This window comes from Candidatus Tisiphia endosymbiont of Myopa tessellatipennis, from assembly GCF_964031105.1.
GTDB lineage: Bacteria > Pseudomonadota > Alphaproteobacteria > Rickettsiales > Rickettsiaceae > Tisiphia.
In genome coordinates, this window is sequence record NZ_OZ035005.1 from 427,920 (window position 1) to 450,391 (window position 22,472).

Genomic DNA, 22,472 nt, shown 5'->3' on the forward strand with positions numbered 1-22,472 from the left:
ATCTCAATTAAATTAAAAAAATAAGATAATATAATAATGGCAACGCAAGCTAATACTAAATTTCCTATAAAGATTGATAAGAAACGAGATGATTTACTGACTAATTTTGGCAAAGCAGTGCTAAAAGATAGGTACTTACTAGCCGGAGAGGGGTTTCAAGATCTATTTGCTAGAGTAGCTAGCTATTATGCTGATAATGCAGAGTCAGCCCAGCAATTATATGAGTACATAAGCAAGTTGTGGTTTATGCCAGCTACACCGGTTCTTAGTAACGGTGGAACTGACAGAGGGATGCCTATCTCTTGTTTTTTAAATGAAACAGATGATAGTTTAGAAGGTATTGTAGATCTTTGGACGGAGAATGTTTGGTTAGCCTCACGTGGTGGTGGTATAGGAAGCTATTGGGGCAATGTTCGTTCTATTAATGAGGCAATTAAAGGCAAAGGTACTTCTTCTGGCATTATTCCATTTGTCAAGGTTGTTGATTCTATGACTTTAGCTATTTCTCAAGGGTCAATTAGACGTGGCAGTGCTGCTATATATTTACCAATTGATCACCCTGAAATTGAGGAATTCATAGACTTAAGACGCCATACTGGTGGTGATACTAATCGTAAAGCTTTAAACATGCATCACGGCATAGCTGCAACAGATGCATTTATGCAAGCAGTTGAGAGTGATGAAAATTTTCCATTAATCAGCCCTGCTACTAAAAAAGTTGTACGTGAAGTTAAGGCTAGAGATTTGTGGGTTAAGTTACTAACTACTAGAATAGAAACTGGAGAACCTTATATTTTATTTATTGATACTGTCAATAAATATATTCCGCAGCATCATAAAAAACTTGGGCTACAAGTAAAAACTTCTAATCTTTGTAGCGAGATTACCCTGCCAACTGGCATTGATCATTTGGGTAAGGTTAGAACCGCTGTGTGTTGTTTGTCTTCTGTAAATTTGGAATATTTTGATGATTGGCAAAATGACCCCGAGTTTATTCCTACTGTAATGCGTTTTTTAGATAATGTACTTGAAGATTTTATTACTAAAGCACCTAGTACCATGGAGCGAGCTAAATATTCAGCAATGCGTGAACGTAGCGTAGGGTTAGGTGTTATGGGTTTTCACTCATTCCTACAATTAAAGGATGTACCAATAGAGTCGGTAATGGCAAAGGTTTGGAATAATCAAATATTTGAACATATTCATAAAGAAGTTGATAAAGCTTCAGTAGTTCTATCTGATGAACGTGGTGCTTGCCTCGATGCAGCTGAAGTAGGTATTAACGAACGGTTTAGTAATAAAACAGCTATTGCTCCTACGGCATCAATCTCTATTATTGCTGGCAATAGTTCGCCTGGAATTGAACCATTTGCTGCTAATAGTTTTGTCCAAAAGACTCTTACTGGATCTTTTAATGTACGTAACAAATATTTAGAAAAGCTGTTAAGCACCAAAGGTTTTAATAATGAGCAGGTTTGGTCATCAATTGCAACTCATGAAGGCTCAGTTCAACATCTAACCTTTTTATCCAACCATGAAAAAGATGTTTTCAGAACTGCTTATGAGATTGATCAAAATTGGCTTATTGATCTAGCAGCAGATAGGACACCACATATTTCACAATCTCAATCTCTAAATGTTTTCTTAGCAGGTAATGTAAGTAAGATGTATTTAAATAATATCCATTTTAGAGCTTGGAAAAAAGGGGTTAAGAGTTTATATTATTGTAGATCAACCTCAATTCAAAGAGCTGATAAAGTATCACACGATGTCAAGAAAGCGGATTTTCAAGATATTGAAAGAGATAATAAGAAAAAACAAGAAAAAGAAGTTGTGTCTTATGATGAATGTTTATCCTGTCAGTAATGAATATACGCGAATTCGGGATAAGAATTTGTCAATTCTTATCCCAAATTCGGTGAAATTATAGATTGCTTCGTCGACCTACGGTCTTCACAACTGTTGAAAGTTAAAAAATCGTCTATTAGCGAAGCACTGTTGTAAGGCTTAAACCGTCATTGCGAGCGTAAGCGAAGCAATCTAGGAAACAATCTATAGATAAATGATGTTACTGGATTGCTTCGTCGGCCTTACAGCCTCCTCGCTAATAGACGCATAGGAAAGCTGTATTTACTAACTTTCAACAGTTGTGCTACGGTCTCCTCGCTAATAGACGTTTTATAGTAGTATACTTAAAAAGGAAATATAATATGTCTTTACTTAATGCCAGTCCAATCTACAAACCATTTTCTTATCCATGGGCTTATGAAGCGTGGCATATTCAACAACGAATTCATTGGTTACCAGAGGAAGTGCCGCTAGCTGATGATCTAAAAGACTGGAAATATAATTTAAGTCCAGGAGAAAAACATTTATTAACTCAAATATTTCGTTTCTTTACTCAAGCTGATATTGAAGTAAATAATTGTTATATGAAACATTACTCTAGGGTATTTAAGCCAACGGAAGTACTGATGATGTTATCAGCGTTTTCTAATATGGAAACAATTCATATTGCTGCTTATTCTCATCTGCTTGATACCGTAGGTATGCCAGAAACTGAATATTCAGCATTTCTCAAATATAGAGAAATGAAAGATAAATACGACTATATGCAGCGTTTCGGTGTAGAAACTAAAGAAGATATTGCTACTACTTTAGCAGTATTTGGGGCATTTACTGAAGGATTACAACTATTTGCTTCATTTGTTATTTTACTTAATTTTCCTCGTTTTAATAAAATGAAAGGTATGGGGCAAATTATTAGTTGGTCAGTAAGGGATGAGACGTTACATACTGATTCTATCATTATGTTATTTAAAACTTTTATTAGAGAAAACCCTGAAGTATGGACTGAAGAGCTTCGTAGCCGTCTTTATGAAGCGTGTGCTACTATTGTGCATTTTGAAGATGCCTTTATTGAACTGGCGTTTGAAGTTGGTGGTATTGAAGGGCTGACAGCTAGAGAAGTAAGACAATATATTCGTTATATTGCCGATCGCAGATTAATGCAGCTTGGACTTAAAGAGATTTATTTAATTGATACTAATCCGTTGCCTTGGCTTGATGAAATCTTAAACGGTGCTGAACATACTAATTTCTTTGAAGGAAGGGTGACCGAATATACCAAAGCTGCAACTACTGGATCGTGGGAAGATGTATTTGCTGAGATGGATGATAGGAAGAGTGGTACGACTTCTTAATGTGTTCTTGCTGGATTATTAGGTTTTCTACTAATGCGTGATACGTGGTCTACCATATTTGGGGGTTTTGGTGTTGGGACTTTAGCTTTAGGTAAAATCTTTTCCTCCTTAGGTGGTTTGTTAATTAGTTGTGTCAAAATCGCTAAATAAACTTGTCTGAGTTTGAGGATTTATTTTATTTTTAGCAGGATCACCAGTAATAACGTTTTTTATATAAGACAGGATGAATCGACCGCAATTTATATTATCAGCTATTTTTTGATGACCTAGATATGATGATTTAAAGGTAACTCTATCTTTTCCAAATGTTTCTTCTAGTGAGTCTCTAATTGGTTTTAGTGGGTAGAAACGGCTAAGCCATCCTTTGGAATCCTGATGATGAGATGTTATATTGCCAGCATTATCTTTATTAAGTTCTAAATATGTGAAGTGTTTCCTTGTCAGAAGTCCAAAAAAATATTTGTTAGACTGACAAATAGGAATTATTGCTTTCTTCCAGTTAGGATTTTGGTTTAATACTCCAAGTGTATCCTTTAATGGGGCTGCAGTTGTTGTAAGCGTACTACCTTTTTGAGCATCATGAGATGGGACAGTGATATAATTATTGTCATTTTTAAGATAATAATTGATTTTATTCTCAGGATTACCCGGATTTTCATACGTCTCTGCTGATAGTGTATATCCTTGCTTTCTAGATAAATCTTTCAAGACATTATATACCTGAGTAGGCTTATATGCCATGTATGGCTCAATTTCTTTCCGATCTTTCATTTCATTCCCTATAATATTCTATGGATATATATTAGTGGTAAATAAAATAATAGTATATTAAAATGACTGCAAAAAAATAAATGTTTTATAGATAGATGTTTTTAACATCATTTGAGTGTTAAAACAATTTTTGTTATTAGTGCAAGATATAAATAATAGTATAATAGAATATAATTGGGAGAATAAAATAATTATGAGTATTGAAATTATAGTTCCATCTCTTGGAGAGTCTGTATCAGAAGCGGCTATTGCTAAATGGCATAAAAAACAAGGAGATGTAGTAAAAGTGGATGAGCTACTTTTAGAACTTGAGACAGAGAAAGTTACGTTAGCAGTACATGCACTTTCCTCTGGTGTAATAAGCAAAATACTTAAGAATGAGGGCGATACAGTATATGTGGGTGAGAGCGTAGGACAAATTACCGAAGGAGCAGTTTCTAGTGTAGCTTCACCTAGTACACTAGACAAAGAGATACAACAGCAACCTGCAAGTATAAACAAGATTGATGTTCCGCCATCGGTGCAAAGATTAGTGAGCGAAAATAAACTGCAATTAGCTGACATAAAAGGTACTGGTCGAGAAGGCAGAGTGACCAAGGGAGATGTACTAGAGTTCATAAATACCCCGCCTGCAAAAGAAACAGAATTACCTGTTATAAACAATGTTATAGCCAATGTTGTACGGGCAAATGAAGGGATGGTTGAGCGTGTTAAAATGTCACGTCTTCGTAAAACTATAGCAGATCGTTTGAAACAATCACAAAATACTGCAGCTATTCTAACTACTTTTAATGAAATTGATATGTTGAAAGTTATTAATTTGCGTATGCAGTATCGTGAAGAGTTTGAGAAGAAGCATGGCGTTAAGCTGGGATTTATGTCATTTTTTGTAAAAGCTACTATTGAAGCTCTTAAAGCAGTTCCATCGGTAAACGCCGAGATAGAAGGGGATGAGATTCTGTATAAGAATTATTATGATATTGGTGTTGCAGTAGGGACAGAGCAAGGTCTAGTAGTGCCAATAGTTAGGCAGGCTGACAAATTGAGTTTTGCTAAGGTTGAGAAAGAAATTGCTGGTTTGGGTAAAAAGGCTAGAGAAGGAAAATTATCTATGTCTGATTTATCAGGTGGAACATTTACCATTTCAAATGGCGGTGTTTATGGATCACTATTATCAACTCCGATTATTAACCCTCCTCAATCCGGTATTTTAGGTCTTCACAAGACCGAAGAAAGACCAGTAGTGGTTAATGGTAAGATAGAAATACGTCCCATGATGTACATTGCTTTATCTTATGATCATCGTATTATTGATGGCAAAGAAGCAGTTACTTTTCTTGTAAAAATAAAGGGATTGATTGAGAATCCTGAGAAATTGTTATTAAATCTTTAATACAAAGAAGGAGTATAAGTTATGGTGAAAAATAAACTTGTTTTCTATGATCTCGCTGTTAAGATTGAAAAATTTCGTCCTACTAGCGAGGATATAAAGGATTATATCACAGCTCAGCATGCAGTTTTGGCAGATGATCCCAAGGGAGGTTTAAGCCTTAACCAGTATTTAAAGGAAAAATATTTTTCAGATAATAATGTAGTAGTAGTAGCAGATTTATCAGATAGGACTTTTAGTAGATCTGATAATGTAATAGACCTAAGCGGAGGAGATTTTACTGGTTGTATATTTAAAAATACTACTTTTACAGGATGTAATTTAGCTGATGCGGTGTTTTGTGATGTTGATTTTGATAATGCTTATTTCGAAGATACTGTCTTAAGAAGCGTAGATTTCAGAGGAGCTGACCTTGCTAATTGTAGGTTTTCTGATAGCTATAAAGGATACTCTCAAACAGATAAATCGAAAGATATTGATGGTATAAAATTTAGTACTACTCATGTTTTAGGTAGGAAATATGCTGATATAAAAAGTACTTCGGTACGAGAAAAAGAACAACAAGATCTTATAGATAATAAAAAAACAGAATTAGACAATGCATATAAGAGCTTGAGTTATCCACAAGCTATATTGGTTAAGGCGGGATTTAAAACTAAAAACCAGGAATATGATAGGTTACAAGAAGAACTAACGTTAATGACTGAGAAAAAGACATTTCCTAAAAAAGATAATCCAATGCACGAAACATTTAAGAATATTTTTGGTAGTAGGTGTAGTTTTGATCCAGCTTACATACGTGGGTCAACTAAGAGTCAGAGAGATGGAGAAGTACAATATGTGCGTCTTACTCGCAATGATGTAGTGGAGTATTTAGAAATAAGGAAAAGCAATAAGGATTTAAGTTTAAATGATTTTGCTAAAACCAAATTAGAGCCATCGAAGATAAAATTAACAGCAAGAATTGTTGCAGATTGTTCACCTAAAGTTAGTGCTTCTTTCATGAAGGGAGCTGTTGTTAACAATAATGCATTGCCTGGCAGAGTTGATTTATCTGGTTTAGATTTCTCAGGAGCAGACTTGCGGGGTGCTGTATTTGCAGGAGCTGATTTATCTAGAGCTATTTTTAAGGAAGCTAATATTAGTGAAGCGAGTTTTGAGAGTGCAGAACTTGTAGGAGCTAATTTTTTAGGCTCTAAAGCAGATAACGCGAATTTTTTTAATAGTAATTTAAGTCAGGCAGTCGTTGATAATAGTCAGTTTACACATGCTTTTATGGCTCGTTCTAATGGTCAAGAGGTTGTGATAAATAACTCCAACTTTGATTATGCGAATATAAAAAATGGTAAATGGAATAACGCAAAATTGACTGATTCAACATTTAATCAGGCAGATTTGCAAGGTATTTCTTTAATCTCAGCAGATTTACGAAGAATACAAATGCAGCATGCAATATTAGATAAAGCTGTTTTAACAGAGTGTCAAATTATAGAGAGTGATTTATCTAATGCTTTGATGGAAAAGGCTGAAGCACATAAAGCAAAATTTAAAGATACTATATTGCAGAACATAGAAGCAAAAGGATTAGATTTGTCGAATGCTGAGTTAAGTGGTTTGACTAAGCTGGATGGAGCGAATTTAGAAGCAGCTATTCTAAGAAGGATTAATGCTGAAGGAGTGAATTTTATTAATGCCAATCTAAATATGGTGGAAGCACAAAAGGCGAATTTCAGAAATGCAATTTTAGAAGGAGTAGAGGTCAAATTTGCTAACTTAACAGAGGCGGTTTTGGAAGGAGCGAAGGCTAAAGGAATCAATGCAAGTTATAGTATACTAAAAAAAGTTCATGCACAAAAGGCTGATTTCTCGAATAGTATAATGAGGAGTATTGACGCTCAGGAAGGTGATTTTACCGAAGTAATATTCATGAATGGTGATCTTACAAAATCAAAATTGCAGCAAGCGATATTGGAAAAAGTACAAGCAGAAAAGGTTAAGTTAGAAGGAGTTAATTTACGTGCGGCAAAGTTAGCTGAGGCTGATTTGTCTAAAGCTATGGTCGATATTGATACTGATATTGTGGACGTAAATTTGATTGGTTTACAAGGCACATTCATTCAGAATGGTCAAGAAATTATCCCGCAGAAGTTTCAAGAAGAGCAAAAACAATTGGAGCAAGTAAAAAAAGAGGAGCAATTAGAATTAACATTAGAGAATTTACCTCACATCGCTGTAGGTTTATTAAAAGAGACAGGAACATTTCTTCTTGATATTGCTACTATAGTACCTTCAGCTATTAGGAATCCGCTGGATACAAAGAAGCTATTATATGATGAGCTATATGCTGATTTCCTGAAATTTCAAGAAGTGAGTGAAAAATTATTAAGTGATAAGTTGCTAATTGAAGAAAGGCAAAAATTACAAAAAGAACAAGTAGAGCATGTATCTAATCTAATCAAAGGAGCTGGTTCAGTGGTTGATATATATATTCCTGCTCTGAATGAAGCACGATCTGATCTATTAAAAGATCAGATCGCTCAGCGTGTTTTGTTGCCAGTTTTAGGAGCTGTGTTAAATCCCGCTCCAATGATTTCACCTACAGAAGCTAGTAGAGTTAATCCTGATATATTTGATGGAGTAGATAAAAATTTTATTAGAAGGATAGTGCCGTTGGTGCTAAAATTAGGAGGTGGCATATTAGAAGGAGAATCAAATAAAAAAGTACAAGAAATTTATAAGAATCTAATAATTTCTAACAAAAATTCAGGGCGTGATATCATTAAAAATGCTTTGGAAATCTTCATTAACCCTAAAGTAGCAGAAGTAGTTAAGAAAGATTTAGTTGAGTTTTTACGTGATCCAGCTAATCAAAAGGAAATTACTAAAATTGCTGAGAATGTTCTAGACGATAAATTTACTAGATTTGTGTCAAAAGAATTTTTTAGGGATACTGTATCACTGGCAACTAATGCAAGTAGCACGATATTAGAGCATACTCCTGAAATGGTCATGATCTATGAGTTCTATATGAAACATCAAGATTTGGGCTTGGAATTATTGACTAATAAAAATTTATCTCCAACTCGAAAAGAAGAAATAATAGGAACGCAAAAAGCCATGATATTGTCTATTTTAGATAATACTAGTAAGGTTGTTCAAGATATAGCTCCTGCCTTAAAATCAACTCTACCACAATATTTTGCTGATAATAAAAAGAATATTTTAGAATTTTTGGATAAAACAGAAGTGCAGCAAAATATAAGATATCTTGGTCTGAATCCTAAATTTGTACGTGATGCAACAGCAGCAACTATTCCATTTATTGTTGATGTTTTACCGATAATAGCAGAACTTACTGAAAATTGTTTAGCAGACAAAGAGGGGTTAGAGCGAATCATTGAGCAAACTAAAGATGTTATGAACGTACCTGAATCCAAACAAGCAGAAAAAGTTGGTAAATTAGTAAACTCTCTTATTAAGTTTAATAAGGATAATCCTAAGGTTAAAGAAGTTTTACAAGAAAAAATACCTGAGCTTTTAATAAAACATGCTAAAGACCTTGGTCCTGTGGTTGAGAAATTTTTAAACGAAACCGAGATGGGTAAAAAACTAAAACTAAAAGGTGAAGCAATTGTTAAAGCGCTAGGGGATCATGCTAAGGAAGTAGGAACAATAACGGCTTCATATAAGAAGGGAGAATATAGTGCAATGGTTCGTCCATTGATTAATTTGTTATCTGATACAAAAGTTCTAAGTTTAGCTGTAGGAGCTACTGTTAACCTTTGGAAGTATAATTTTCAAAAACATTTTGTGTCTAATTCAACACGTGAAAAAGTAATTGGTGAAAAAATGAACCAAATTATTGAAGATGTCTTGCCAAATCCTCTTGTGATAGCTAAGTCGGACAAGAAAATAGATTTATCTTCCATCTTTCAGGAGCAGGCTGAGAAATATAGTCGAAATAATTCATCTGACTATTCACCGATACTTGATTATTCCTTAAATAATAAAGATTTGAGAGGATTATCTTTTGAAAAAGTAGATATGAAATTAGATGATTTTGAAATTAAAGGATTTAATTTTAATGAAGTGACATTAGGAAAATGTTCTCTGAAAAATGCTGAATTGAAAGAATGCTCTTTTAAGAGAGTTACTTTTAAAGAACATATAGACTTTGAAGGAGCTACCATTGATGGTAATACTTTAACTACACTTCTTCCGGAAATTAAAAAATATAATAAAAAACATCCGGAAAAAACAATGAATTTAGATAATATAAGAGTTGTTGGGAATATAAGCGAAGAAGTTAAATCAAATCCTTTGCTAAAAAATGTAGATTTGCATAAAGCTACTATAAAAAAAATAGAAGTTGTTCCACCAGTACCTAAAGCAAGTCAAACAATATCGTCAAATGAACATAGAGAAAGATATGATAGAAATGCTAACAAAGAAAGACAAACAAATCTGTTAATCAGATAAAATAATGTTTGACATTGTTCTGAATAATCGGTATAAAACTTCACACAGGGCAAAAATCCTGTAGCTGTTTGAAAAGTTGATAAAACTGAAAACTAAATACCTACTACGATAATAAAAATTTATGATCGTGAGTGGATACTGTAAAATAGCAGAATTAGTTCTGTACACATCGTACAATCTCAAGCTTTAAAAGAATCAAAGTAAATAAAATAAGAGCATTTGGTGGATGCCTTGGCACTAGAAGGCGATGAAGGACGTAATACGCTGCGATAAGCTTCGGGGAGCTGCGAATAAGCTTTGATCCGAAGATTTCCGAATGGGGAAACCCACCTGCTTAGCAGGTATCGTATAGTGAATACATAGCTATGCGAAGCAAACCCAGTGAACTGAAATATCTCAGTAGCTGGAGGAAAGGACATCAACCGAGACTCCGTTAGTAGTGACGAGCGAACGCGGACTAGGCCAGTGGCTTCAGAATAAAAACTAGAACAACATGGAAAGGTTGGCCATAGAGGGTGATAGCCCCTTATAGGTAAAAAGTTTTGGAGTCCTTGAGTAAGGCGGGACACGTGAAATCCTGTTTGAACATAGGGGGACCACCCTCTAAGCCTAAGTACTCTCTAGTGACCGATAGTGAACAAGTACCGTGAGGGAAAGGTGAAAAGAACCCCGATAAGGGGAGTGAAATAGACCTGAAACCGAATGCTTACAAGCAGTCGGAGCAGACATTGAGTTTTAAAGCTCGTTTATATGTTCTGTGACGGCGTACCTTTTGTATAATGGGTCAGCGACTTAGTTTATCTAGCAAGCTTAAGCCGTTAGGTGTAGGCGTAGCGAAAGCGAGTCTGAATAGGGCGACTTTAGTTAGATGAATTAGACCCGAAACCGAGTGATCTAGCCATGGCCAGGTTGAAGGTGGAGTAATATCCGCTGAAGGACCGAACCCACTACTGTTGAAAAAGTAGGGGATGAGTTGTGGCTAGGGGTGAAAGGCCAATCAAACTCGGATATAGCTGGTTCTCCGCGAAATCTATTTAGGTAGAGCGTTATAGCGATTACCGTCGAAGGTAGAGCACTGGATGAGCTAGGGGGTTCTACAGACTTACCAAACTCAACCAAACTCCGAATGTCGACGAGTACAGCATAGCAGACAGACTGTGGGTGCTAAGGTCCATAGTCGAGAGGGAAAAAGCCCAGACCGCCATCTAAGGTCCCTAAATCATGACTAAGTGTTAAAGGATGTGAGAAAACCAAAACAACTAGGATGTTGGCTTAGAAGCAGCCATCATTTAAAGAAAGCGTAATAGCTCACTAGTCTAAATAAGTTTTCTTGCGCCAACAATGTAACGGGGCTCAAGTCATGTACCGAAGATGCGGATTTGCACTTTAATAGTGCAAATGGTAGCGGAGCGTTCCGTAGGCCTGTGAAGGTGAACTGTGAAGTTTGCTGGAGGTATCGGAAGTGAGAATGCTGACATAAGTAGCGATAAAGAATGTGAGAAACATTCTCGCCGAAAGTCCAAGGGTTTCTGCGTAAAGTTAATCTGCGCAGGCTTAGTCGGTCCCTAAGGTGAGGCTGAAAGGCGTAATCGATGGGAATCAGGTTAATATTCCTGAACCTGAGGGATGTGACGGAGATAGTAAATTGTATACGCTTATTGGATTGCGTGTGCAGTGAATATTTTCCAGGAAATAACACCCTCATTAAAGACCGTACCCTAAACCGACACAGGTGGACAGGTAGAGTATACCTAGGCGCTTGAGAGAACGATGCTGAAGGAACTAGGCAAATTGCATCTGTAACTTCGGGAGAAGGATGACCTGTAAATGGGCAACCATTTATAGGTGGCACAAACTAGGGGGTAGCGACTGTTTATTAAAAACACAGGGCTCTGCAAAGTCAATAGACGAAGTATAGGGTCTGACGCCTGCCCAGTGCTGGAAGATTAAGAGGAGGGGTGCAAGCTCTGAATTGAAGTCCCAGTGAACGGCGGCCGTAACTATGACGGTCCTAAGGTAGCGAAATTCCTTGTCGGGTAAGTTCCGACCCGCACGAATGGCGTAACGATTTCCCCGCTGTCTCCAGTATCGACTCAGCGAAATTGAATTCTCCGTGAAGATGCGGAGTTCCCGCGGTTAGACGGAAAGACCCCGTGAACCTTTACTATAGCTTTGCACTGGTATTAGGAATTAGATGTGCAGGATAGGTGGGAGACTATGAAGTGGTGGCACAAGCCACTGTGGAGTCATCCTTGAGATACCACCCTTTTGATTCTTGATATCTAACCGCGATCCTTGAATCAGGATCCGAGACAATGCATGGTGGGTAGTTTGACTGGGGCGGTCGCCTCCCAAAGAGTAACGGAGGCGCGCGATGGTTAGCTCAGGTTGGTCGGAAATCAACTATTAGAGTGCAATGGCATAAGCTAGCCTGACTGCGAGTCTGACAAGACGAGCAGAGACGAAAGTCGGTCATAGTGATCCGGTGGTCCCGAGTGGAAGGGCCATCGCTCAACGAATAAAAGGTACTCCGGGGATAACAGGCTGATGATTTCCAAGCGTCCATAGCGACGAAATCGTTTGGCACCTCGATGTCGGCTCATCACATCCTGGGGCTGGAGAAGGTCCCAAGGGTTCGGCTGTTCGCCGATTAAAGTGGTACGTGAGCTGGGTTTAGAACGTCGTGAGACAGTTTGGTCCCTATCTGCCGTGGGTGTAGGAAGTTTGAGAGGATCTGCCTTTAGTACGAGAGGACCGAGGTGGACGTACCTCTGGTGGACCAGTTGTCGCGCCAGCGGCATAGCTGGGTAGCTAAGTACGGAAGGGATAACCGCTGAATGCATCTAAGCGGGAAACCCACCTCAAAACTAGACTTCCCTATCAGAGCCGTGGAAGACCACCACGTTGATAGGCTAGGTGTGGAAGCACGGTAACGTGTGTAGCTAACTGGTACTAATAGCTCGATTGTTTTACTTTGCTGAGGTTGTACTTGTGTACAGCATTAATTCTGCAAGAAACATAAAAAGGTTTTCAGTTTTATCAACAACTCAAATTTTAGACCTATTTTGAAATTAGGGTTCTATGAATAAATGTCTAAAAAAGTCTATTATACAAAAAAATTTGTATTGCTAGCTTGGTGGTTATAGCACGAGTGAAACACCCGATCCCATACCGAACTCGAACGTGAAACCTCGTAGTGCTGATGGTACTATGCCCTGAGGCATGGGAGAGTAAGTTGCTGCCAAGCTTGCAATGCAAATTTTTTATGAAGACCATATACACTCAAATGATTCTACGAATTGGATTTGAAAATGAGGGGTAAACTAAAGTAATACGTGAGTTCCTGATGTTTTTAAAAAACAATTCTTAAAAGCATAAGAGTATACAAATTGTCATTAGACATTTGTTTTGTGTTCCAATTCTCCAAATCATTTAACTACCCTTGCAAGCAAGTCTTTTAAAAAGTAAGTTTTAAAAAATCAACTAAATTATCTACTAACAATAATCCATATTATTTGATAAAATTAGAACAAAAAGAAGGAGGTAATATGAACAATATTAACACTAAGTTTTACATACTACTAGTAATACTACTTGGTATATTCACTTATTCATTAAATCTTTTTAATAAAATATCTCAGTGTTCTTTAGTATTTGTGTTTTTAGCTGTAACTGCAAATATCATATCTGAACTATATGGTAGGAAAAAAGCTTGGATTGCTGTAACGTTGTGTATAATAGTAAGCTTTTGTTTGTTATGGGACTTCAATTATTATATTCATGGTCGTGTTATTAATGGAATTATACTTGTATCTTTTGTATCTATATTGTTATCAACATATTGTAGTACAAGTGTATTTGTACAACTCAAGTCAACATGTTCTTTGAATACAAGAAATTTTGCTGGTTTAATGATGGGTGCGGTTGTAGATGGCATTGTGATGTCAGGATTTTTTGTAAATATATTCTCTACAAGTAGAGTTTTGTCGATGTTTTTAAAAGAAGTATTATTTAAATGTGCATATTCATTAACAGTTTATATATGTATATTTTTAGGATCATTTTTAGTCCAAAAAATATATTGCAATAATAGGAGTACCCGCGAACTGAAGAATTTTTGAGTAAGAAATATAGCTGAGTATACTGCTATGATTTCAAGAGTTGGTAGACGATGTAATCAAAATCATGATAGTAGCGGGAATTACCGAGGGACTAGGTTGGTGAGTACCGCTAGATAATGATGACGCAATTCTTGATTTCTATTCTAGAGTATATATACTCAAATGATATTAAAGGGTGTTGGCAAAGTAGTAATAAAGTAAAATTATCGTCATATTTTGAGAATATATTATATAATTTTACTTTTTTACTTATTTTGTTGGCAATTTAACTAAAGAATTACTTAAAAATTTGCTTTATATAGCATTTATATGACTTTGCTAACATCCTATATACCTAACCCAATGATCTCTTAGCTAAAAGCGATGTCATTTCCACTTTTGCAGGAATGACATCGATAGTAGTTAAGATTATATTTATACCAACTATTGGTACGGTTCTTAAATTGCCCTGATCAAATCTAACGGAATTAACTATATCATAACTTATTTAAACAGGAATAATGTGTATAAATTTATAGACTTGTTTTGCGGTATTGGTGGATTTAGGATTGCTTTAGAAGGAAAAGGAATGGAGTGTGTTTTTTCTTCAGATATAGATAAGGATATTCAAGAAACTTATGTAAAAAATTTCGGAGAAAGACCTTATGGCGATTTAAATGAAATCTCAGAAAAAAAAATACCAAAACACGATATTCTATGTGCAGGTTTTCCTTGTCAACCCTTTAGTATTTCTGATAAGCAATTGGGATTAGAAGGCAGTAACGGAAGATTATTTTATGAAATAATTAGAATCGCCCAATATCATAAACCATATGTTTTATTGCTTGAGAACGTCAAAAATATAATTAATATTGATAATGGATCGGTAATTAAAACAATAGATATAAAATTGGATGAAATTGGTTATAAAGTTTATAGGCATATTCTAAATTCTTCTTTTTTTGGTATACCTCAATCAAGAGAAAGGGTTTATTTTGTTTGTTTACGTAAAGATTACGATAATGATCTAAAATTTAAATATTTACCGCCAAAAGAAACTTTTGCAAAAGTTTATTTGGATGATATTTTAGAAGAAAAAGTTGATGATAGTTTATATATTAAAAGAGATGACATAGTAATAGATGGCAATAAAGAAATTTAAGACCTCTAAGAATTGGTTATGTTAATAAAGGCGGTCAAGGAGAAAGAATCTATAGCCCCTTGGGATATGCAATAACTCTTTCCGCTTTTGGTGGAAGAGTAGGTGCAAGAACTGGCTTATATTTAATTAATAATAGAATTAGACAATTATCAGTTAATGAATGTAAAAACTTAATGGGATTTCCAAAAAATCACCATGTTATAGAAGGGATAAAAGGTTATCAACAGCTTGGCAATGCTGTTATACCAAAGATGATCAGTAATATTTATGATTCAATTGGAATATCATAATTATGAATAGAAATGCTTATATAGGAAAAAATGTTGAGGTTCTTATATCTTAAAAACATGTTATAAGTAGTTGTAAGAGGGTGACTTGAAGCAATCTAGACTGAAATAGTCGTGAACAGAATAAGTACCCTCTATCGTTAAGTTTGCTTTGAACAAATTGCAGAAGGTACTGCAGTACAGTAGCCTTGCACAATAAGATGAAGGAGATTATACTATGAAAAAAATAATAGGTCTAGATGTAAGTAAAAAATGGCTTGATGTATGTATATATATTTCAAACAGTAAACCGGAATATCATCGTTTTGCAAATGATAATTTAGGTCATGAAGAGCTTATAAAATTAACAAAAGAGCAAAAAATTGAGCTAATAGTGTGCGAACCCACAGGAGGCTACGAGGATGAAATTTGCCAAAAATTATATAGTAATGAGCAACGGATTCATAAGGTAAATACCTATAGTTTTAATTCATTTAGTAAGTCAGTAAATTTTTGTAAAACGGACAAGCAAGATGCTTTTAAATTAGCGTATTACGGTGATAAGATGCAACTTACAGCAAATTATATACATCAAATTGAATCAGAAAATTTGAAGAGATATCAGCAAAGACGGGAAGATTTAGTATTGATGCTTAGTAATGAAAAAAAGAGGTTGCATAATAGTGTCGATGGTATTGACAAAGAAAGCATAGAAACATTGATGGGATGCTTACAAAAGGAAATATCTAAAATTGATGATAAATTAAATGAGATAATAGATGGATCAGAAGAACTACAAGAAAAAACAAAAATATTAGAAACTGTACCTAGCATTGGCAAATGTCTAGCTAGTAAATTAATTAGTTTTTTACCTGAGTTGGGAAATAAAAATTATAGCGGCAACGAATTATCAGCTATGGTTGGAATAGCGCCATATGCTCGAGATAGTGGTAATAAACAAGGTCGAAGATTCATTAGAGGAGGCAGAAAGATACCACGAGATGCACTATATATGGCAGTACTAACAGGTAAAAATGGCTTTCAATATTTAAAAGCTTTATATGACAGACTTATTAATAATTTTAAACCTAAAAAAGTTGCGACAGTAGCTTGTATGCGTAAATTACTGGAAGTTTGCCATAAGCTTATTCAACAAAAACGTGTATTTGTTGTTAATCAATAATATTTTTTATTTATATAAAATACAGATAAAAAATATTTAATTTTTTTAAAAAGATAATTGCTGTTTAAAAATAGCATAGGAGATCATCAAAAAATCATACAAAAAATTCAAGAAAACTGTGAAGTAGAAATTTTAGAAAAATAAAATATTTATTAGAATGATCGCGGTAGGAATCACCGGTAGTTATGCTTCAGGGAAAACTTTTGTCTTAAATTATTTAGCTAATCTAGGATTTATAACTTTTTCTGCTGACGAATATGTTAAGAACCTATACGAAGAGTCAGAAATACAAAATATGGTTCTTAACTTACTACCTGATCTAAAAAGCTTTGATAAAAGAAAAATTGCAGAGCTAATCTATGCTAATGATTCAGCAAGAAACAAACTGCAAAATTTTATTCATCCATTTGTAGTGGAAAGTTTGTTTCTTTTTAAACAGCAAAATAGTAAATCAGAGATTACATTTGCTGAGATACCATTACTTTTTGAAGCTGGATTTGATCAATATTTTGATTTTTATGTTACAACATTCTGCTCAGAAGAATCTAGATTAAAACGTGCAATATCTAGAGAGGCTTTTAATTTAACAGCTTATAATAAAATAGCACAAATTCAATTGCCACAACAGATTAAAATAGAAAAAGCAGATTTTGTTATTAATACTGATGTTAATCTAGTAGATTTAGATAAACAAATAACTCAACTAATAAGAAAATTAAAATGCAGCAATTAAGAGAAGTAATTTTAGATACTGAGACAACTGGTTTAGATCCCAAGAGTGGTCACCGAATTGTTGAAATTGGTGCTATTGAGATGGTTAATAAAGTTCTAACCGGCAAACATTTCCATTTTTATATTAATCCAAAGCGAGATATGCCGACGGAAGCTTATCGAATACATGGCATATCGGGGGAATTTTTAAAAGATAAACCACTTTTTGAAGAAATTGTTGACGAGTTCTTAGGGTTTATTAACAATAGCAGGCTTATTATACATAATGCAGCATTCGATATTAAGTTTATTAATTATGAGTTATCTCTGCTTAAAAGACCTTCTACAGAGTATTTAGAACTTTCCAATGTTACCGATACTCTTGCTTTAGCTCGGAAGATGTTTCCTGGAATGAAAGCTAATCTTGACGCATTATGTAAAAGATATAAAATTGACAATTCTTCACGTAAGTTGCATGGGGCACTTAAAGATGCGGCATTACTGGCAGAAGTTTATGTTGAACTTACTGGAGGTAGGCAAATAAGTTTCAATATTAATAGCCAAAAGGCACAAAATATAGACGAGTTAGTGGTTCAAACTACTATGGCAAATAAAAAAAATACTATAGTTATCAAACCAACTAAGGAAGAGTTACAAAAACATAAAGAGTTTTTGTCAAAAATTCTTTCTCCAATTTGGTTGTAGAACCAGTGTGTGAAAGTGAGAATGACATATATACTCTTCTGCTTTGAAGAATTGGTTTCGCAAAACTGCGTGGTATTCGCGTACTCACGTCTCATCTTCGAGACAAAAAAGTGCTTAAAACGTCTAAAGAATCAGGTTTATAAGGATTTTGCTATAAGATTTGTAGTCATGTAAATGATATTTTTTATTTGACAATGCTGGAATTTAGAGATATAATCTCTTTCATGTATATTACAACTGTTCCAAATAGAAATTCTCGTCCTGCAATATTGCTTCGTACCTCTTATCGCGAAGACGGGAAAGTATTAAATAAAACCCTAGCTAACTTAACTAACTGGGATGATTTACGCATTGAGGCTTTTAAGAAGATGCTGAAAGGTGAATTTGATGGTTTAGATGGTGTTCCTGAGGTTGGTGAAAGTTTTGGGACTATTTTTCTACTAAAAAGAATTGCTGATGAAATTGGTATTACTAAGGCTCTTGGTACTAGAAGCAAAGAAGCTTTATTGAGTCTATTTTTGGTTTTAGCACGCTTTGCTCACCAAGGGTCTAGACTTTCCAGCGTGAAATGGGCGAAATCGCATGCGATATCTGATGTATTATCTGTCGATTCATTTGATGAAACCCATTTATATCAGGCTCTAGAATGGTTAGAAGAGAACCAAGAAAAGATCGAATTAAAATTATTTAAAACTTATCAAAAGAAAAATAACAAGCCGCCTGTTATGCTTTTATATGACGTCACTTCCAGCTATTTCGAAGGAACAGAGAATGAACTTGCGGAATATGGGTACAATCGGGATAAAAAGAAGGGTAAAAAGCAAATAGTGATTGGTCTATTAACTGATGATCATGGCGAACCTTTGGCTGTTAGAGTTTTTAAGGGTAATAGTGCTGATCCTTCTACCATTTATGAGCAGATTGAGCTAGTAAAATCTAATTTTGGTATTAAGAATATAGTCTTTGTTGGTGATAAAGGAATGATTAAGAGGACAGGCAAAGAAGGATGGGACTATATTACAACCTTAAGTAAAGTTGAGATTGAAAGCTTAAAGAAAAGCGGAGTTTTGCAATATAGTTTTTTTGAAGAACAGCTATGCGAAGTAACCAATAATGGCAAAAGATATATTTTAAGGAAGAATGGTTCTATAGCCCGAAAAGTTGAGTTTGATAGGAATAACCGAGTTGAAAAATTGGTTGCAAAGATTGAAGAGCGTAATATATATGTATCAACCCATAAGAAAGCAAAGCTAGAACTTGGTTTAAATAATATTCAAAAAATTGCCAAAGAATGGCGGATAGATAAATTTATCAACCTAAAATTAGACGGCAACCAAATAGTGGTTGAAATTGATCAAGATAAGAAAAAAGAGTTGTTTGCTCTTGATGGTTGTTATGCGATTGAAACACAGATTGAAATTAAACTGATGAGTAAAGAATTGGTTGATAAAGCTTACCATAATTTACATGAAGTAGAATTGAATTTTAGCAGTATGAAGACAGGATTACTCGAGGTAAGACCGATCTTTTTAAGGAAAAGCAACAGAACGAAGGGACATGTATTTGTTTGCATGTTGGCATTAAAAATATGGCACTATATGAAAAATAAGTTGAAACAAGGTTGTGGCGTAACCAAGGATGGTAAATATAATGTGACCATTGAGGAAGCATTAAGAGAGCTGGATAAAGTATGTTTTTTATATTACACAATCAAGGGTTGCAAAGTTGCAAGATTACCAAAATTAAGCGAGTTTCAACAAAATTTATTCAATTTATTTGATTTAACGATGCCCCAAATGACAAAATCTGCAAAATGATAAAATAATGGTATGGATCTCCTGATATACAGAATGAAAAGCAGTTGCTAATCTTCTAAAGTTAATATTAAATATTAAAATAACAATCAGGAGGCTAAGATGGAAGTTACCACAATTGGTATAGATATTGCAAAAAGAATTTTCCAAATTCATGGTGTAGATAAAAATGGTAAGACGGTATTAAAGAAAAAATTAATGAGAGATCAAGTTTTAACATTTATGGCTAATTTACCAAAATGTTTGGTAGGGATGGAAGCTTGCGGCGGAGCTAGTTACTGGGCAAGAGAAATAACTAAATTGGGGCATACAGTAAAACTAATGGCAGCACAATTTGTCAAACCGTATGTTAAAACTAATAAAAATGATCAAGCTGATGCAGAAGCTATATGTGAAGCGGTAACAAGACCAAATATGAGGTTTGTACCAATTAGAACTGTAGAACAACAAGATATTTTATCAATTCATCGAGTAAGAGAGAGATTGGTAAAAAATCGTACTGCCCTTGCTAATGAAATTAGGGGTCTACCACATAATTGGTATAGCAATGCCTTTATGGCAAATAGATAATACTAAAATATTGATGTCAAGCTTACCAAATTTCCAATTTGTCCGATCAAGCACTAATAACCATTGTTCAGCATCAATTCCAGCCAACCTAACCAGTAACTTGGCTAAGGATGTGTATGAAATTCACATTTGGCAAAAAATCTCTGTAATTTCTTCCTGACTTCCGCAGATTTTTTGATATTAGTTGTTATAAGTGGCATTAGTAAGGAGGTGAAGTGGTACTCTCGTTCTGTTGTGCCTAGTAGATATTTTATTATTGACTTTAACTGCGATGTTGTTTATTATTTAATTAATTAAATATAGCCCCATATTTTATAGCCCTAATATGTACATACGTCGTAAAAAAACTCCTAATAGTCCAAGGCAATCTATTCAAATAGTGGAAGGTTATCGTGATAGTAAAGGTAACGTCAAACAGCGTATAGTACGTCATTTAGGAGTCTTCGTAGATGAAGTAGAAGAAGCTAAATTAGTTGCCCTAGCACAATATTTGATTGCCAAGATTAAAGCTGAGAGAGAAGCTGCAACTGGGCAGGGGAATTTGTTTACTGATGATACTAACGAGGTTAAAAGAGGTCGTCCAACTAACAAGCTGCTAAAAGATATTCTACCTGTTAACGAAGTAAAACTAAATGAGGTTGTAGAAGTCAAGCGAGTTGTTGAAGGAGTGCATCAAATAGGGGGGCATGTTTATGATCAAATGCATTTTAACCAGTTACTAGCAAGGAAACGTGACGCTGGGATGCTGAAGGATTTAGTGTTAGCCCGTATGGTAAGACCAAATAGTAAAAAAGGGATAGTTGAGTATTTAAGCGATCAATTTGACAGGCATCATGATCTAGATGCTACTTATCGGATGATGGACAAATTACATGAGCAAATACCTAAAATTAAAGAATTATGCTTTAAAAACACCCTAACCCTGATTCCTAATAAAGAGATTAGCCTAGTATTTTTTGATGTTACTACACTATACTTTGAATCAGTAGAAATAGATGAGCTAAGAGCCTTTGGCTATAGTAAAGATCATCGCTTTAATACTACCCAACTAGTTCTTGCCCTAGCAACTAATGAGGATGGATTACCACTTGGCTATGAGCTGTTTAGTGGTAATACCGCAGAAGTTAGCACCTTAATTAAATCAATTAACAGCTGGCAAGCGTATCTTAAAGTTAAAGATGTCTGTTTTATTGCTGATCGTGCAATGTTTAGTAAAGCTAACTTGCAAGCTCTCGATGAAGGTGGTTATCGTTATATTGTGGCAGCAAAGCTTAAAACACTCAAGAAAGAAAAGAAAGAAGAAATATTATCAGAGGAAAACTATAAGCCTACTGTTATAGGCAATGATCTTACTTGGATTGCCGATCTAGAGCATGATGGTAAACGTCTAATTACCAGTTATAAATCTAAAAGGGCTATTAATGATGCACAGGAGCGACAAAAAATTTTAGATAAAATTAATAAGACTATTGGTGAGTTTGGTAGTACTAAAAAACTTATATCTAATAGTGGAGTAAAAAAATATACTTCTAGTGAAAATGGCAAGAGCTATATTGACGCAGAGAAGATAGAGCAGGATGCGTTGTGGGATGGCATACATGGGGTAATCACCAATGACCAGACTATAACTCCACATGAAGCAATAGCAAAATATGCTAGATTATGGGTAATTGAAGAGCAATTTAGAATCAATAAACATAATTTACAAATGCGTCCAATTTTTCACTGGACTAAACAAAGGATAGAAGCACACATAGCTGTGTGTTATATGAGTTTTGCAGTGCTTAAAACTATAGAATACAAGGTTGCTCTGACCCAAAAGATCAGTGTAACTAACATCGTTGAATTATTAATATCAGTACAGGATTCAATCTTAAGACATACAAAGACTGGTGATCTTTATAGACTACCAAGTGCAATAAAAAACGAAGCTAGAAAAATCTATAAAACCTTTAACATCAAACGTTCAGACCATGCTGCAATATATTTAAAATAACAAAATAATGTTGTGCCTAAATTTTAAAAATCCTAGCACTATGACCCTTCTAAGCTTATGCCTTATTAAAAAATGCGGAAGTCGGGAAGAGTGCATTTTTCCTTATGACAAAGCCAGTTCTA

The 22,472-nt window shown here is 34.8% G+C and carries 13 protein-coding genes, 2 rRNA genes and 2 pseudogenes; 15 read left to right on the plus strand and 2 right to left on the minus strand.

Going from position 1 to position 22,472, the window contains the following annotated elements:
• The first annotated feature begins 36 nt into the window (after positions 1-36).
• The gene (locus tag AAHN03_RS02130; RefSeq protein ID WP_342278952.1) at positions 37-1,866 is read left to right on the plus strand and encodes a ribonucleoside-diphosphate reductase subunit alpha; all 1,830 of its coding nucleotides are present in this window, start codon (positions 37-39) and stop codon (positions 1,864-1,866) included.
• A 344-nt stretch (positions 1,867-2,210) separates the two neighbouring features.
• Entirely contained in the window at positions 2,211-3,203 is a 993-nt protein-coding gene (locus tag AAHN03_RS02135; protein WP_342278953.1) for a ribonucleotide-diphosphate reductase subunit beta, read from the plus strand.
• 120 nt (positions 3,204-3,323) lie between these two features.
• On the opposite strand, the gene AAHN03_RS02140 is transcribed toward AAHN03_RS02135, so the two are convergent.
• Positions 3,324-3,974: a hypothetical protein gene (locus AAHN03_RS02140; RefSeq protein ID WP_342278954.1), complete on the minus strand. Its 651-nt coding sequence runs from the start codon at positions 3,972-3,974 to the stop codon at positions 3,324-3,326.
• Between the two features lie 193 nt (positions 3,975-4,167).
• On the opposite strand from AAHN03_RS02140, the gene odhB reads away from it, so the two are divergent.
• The 12 genes and pseudogenes from odhB to AAHN03_RS02200 form a co-directional block, all read left to right on the plus strand.
• On the plus strand, positions 4,168-5,367 hold the full coding sequence (odhB, locus tag AAHN03_RS02145) for a 2-oxoglutarate dehydrogenase complex dihydrolipoyllysine-residue succinyltransferase (RefSeq protein WP_342279156.1): 1,200 nt from the start codon (positions 4,168-4,170) through the stop codon (positions 5,365-5,367).
• Positions 5,368-5,388: 21 nt separating this feature from the next.
• Positions 5,389-9,843, plus strand: coding sequence for a pentapeptide repeat-containing protein (locus tag AAHN03_RS02150; RefSeq protein ID WP_342278955.1), 4,455 nt, complete (start codon positions 5,389-5,391; stop codon positions 9,841-9,843).
• A 198-nt stretch (positions 9,844-10,041) separates the two neighbouring features.
• A 23S ribosomal RNA gene (locus AAHN03_RS02155) occupies positions 10,042-12,820 on the plus strand.
• Between the two features lie 155 nt (positions 12,821-12,975).
• Positions 12,976-13,090 (plus strand): 5S ribosomal RNA (gene rrf / locus AAHN03_RS02160).
• A 301-nt stretch (positions 13,091-13,391) separates the two neighbouring features.
• Positions 13,392-13,964: a VUT family protein gene (locus AAHN03_RS02165; protein ID WP_342278956.1), complete on the plus strand. Its 573-nt coding sequence runs from the start codon at positions 13,392-13,394 to the stop codon at positions 13,962-13,964.
• Positions 13,965-14,466: 502 nt separating this feature from the next.
• Entirely contained in the window at positions 14,467-15,105 is a 639-nt protein-coding gene (locus tag AAHN03_RS02170) for a DNA (cytosine-5-)-methyltransferase (RefSeq protein WP_342278957.1), read from the plus strand.
• A 59-nt stretch (positions 15,106-15,164) separates the two neighbouring features.
• On the plus strand, positions 15,165-15,395 hold the full coding sequence (locus AAHN03_RS02175; RefSeq protein WP_342278958.1) for a DNA cytosine methyltransferase: 231 nt from the start codon (positions 15,165-15,167) through the stop codon (positions 15,393-15,395).
• A gap of 214 nt (positions 15,396-15,609) precedes the next feature.
• Complete coding sequence (locus tag AAHN03_RS02180) at positions 15,610-16,554, plus strand: IS110 family transposase (RefSeq protein WP_342278931.1); 945 nt, start codon at positions 15,610-15,612, stop codon at positions 16,552-16,554.
• Between the two features lie 157 nt (positions 16,555-16,711).
• Entirely contained in the window at positions 16,712-17,287 is a 576-nt protein-coding gene (coaE, locus tag AAHN03_RS02185) for a dephospho-CoA kinase (protein ID WP_342278959.1), read from the plus strand.
• A complete protein-coding gene (dnaQ, locus tag AAHN03_RS02190; RefSeq protein ID WP_341761906.1) occupies positions 17,275-17,970 on the plus strand; it encodes a DNA polymerase III subunit epsilon in 696 nt (231 codons plus the stop codon). Before coaE ends, dnaQ begins: the two co-directional genes overlap by 13 nt.
• A 224-nt stretch (positions 17,971-18,194) precedes the next feature.
• Complete coding sequence (locus AAHN03_RS02195; RefSeq protein ID WP_342278210.1) at positions 18,195-19,787, plus strand: IS1634 family transposase; 1,593 nt, start codon at positions 18,195-18,197, stop codon at positions 19,785-19,787.
• Between the two features lie 99 nt (positions 19,788-19,886).
• Positions 19,887-20,312: pseudogene (locus tag AAHN03_RS02200) on the plus strand (IS110 family transposase); the annotation flags it as partial.
• On the opposite strand, the pseudogene AAHN03_RS07625 reads toward AAHN03_RS02200, so the two are convergent.
• A pseudogene (locus AAHN03_RS07625) lies at positions 20,313-20,411 on the minus strand (transposase); the annotation flags it as partial.
• A 268-nt stretch (positions 20,412-20,679) separates the two neighbouring features.
• On the opposite strand from AAHN03_RS07625, the gene AAHN03_RS02205 reads away from it, so the two are divergent.
• Positions 20,680-22,350 (plus strand): IS1634 family transposase, encoded by a 1,671-nt coding sequence (locus AAHN03_RS02205; RefSeq protein WP_342278361.1) that lies wholly within the window; start codon positions 20,680-20,682, stop codon positions 22,348-22,350.
• The last annotated feature ends 122 nt before the right edge of the window (positions 22,351-22,472 follow it).

What these genes read in the sequence shown, in the direction of transcription:
- AAHN03_RS02130 (WP_342278952.1), top strand. Translation starts at nt 37, where the DNA reads ATGGCAACGCAAGCTAATACTAAATTTCCTATAAAGATTGATAAGAAA.
- AAHN03_RS02135 (WP_342278953.1), top strand. Translation starts at nt 2,211, where the DNA reads ATGTCTTTACTTAATGCCAGTCCAATCTACAAACCATTTTCTTATCCA.
- AAHN03_RS02140 (WP_342278954.1), bottom strand. Translation starts at nt 3,974, where the DNA reads ATGAAAGATCGGAAAGAAATTGAGCCATACATGGCATATAAGCCTACT.
- odhB (WP_342279156.1), top strand. Translation starts at nt 4,168, where the DNA reads ATGAGTATTGAAATTATAGTTCCATCTCTTGGAGAGTCTGTATCAGAA.
- AAHN03_RS02150 (WP_342278955.1), top strand. Translation starts at nt 5,389, where the DNA reads ATGGTGAAAAATAAACTTGTTTTCTATGATCTCGCTGTTAAGATTGAA.
- AAHN03_RS02165 (WP_342278956.1), top strand. Translation starts at nt 13,392, where the DNA reads ATGAACAATATTAACACTAAGTTTTACATACTACTAGTAATACTACTT.
- AAHN03_RS02180 (WP_342278931.1), top strand. Translation starts at nt 15,610, where the DNA reads ATGAAAAAAATAATAGGTCTAGATGTAAGTAAAAAATGGCTTGATGTA.
- coaE (WP_342278959.1), top strand. Translation starts at nt 16,712, where the DNA reads ATGATCGCGGTAGGAATCACCGGTAGTTATGCTTCAGGGAAAACTTTT.
- dnaQ (WP_341761906.1), top strand. Translation starts at nt 17,275, where the DNA reads ATGCAGCAATTAAGAGAAGTAATTTTAGATACTGAGACAACTGGTTTA.
- AAHN03_RS02195 (WP_342278210.1), top strand. Translation starts at nt 18,195, where the DNA reads ATGTATATTACAACTGTTCCAAATAGAAATTCTCGTCCTGCAATATTG.
- AAHN03_RS02205 (WP_342278361.1), top strand. Translation starts at nt 20,680, where the DNA reads ATGTACATACGTCGTAAAAAAACTCCTAATAGTCCAAGGCAATCTATT.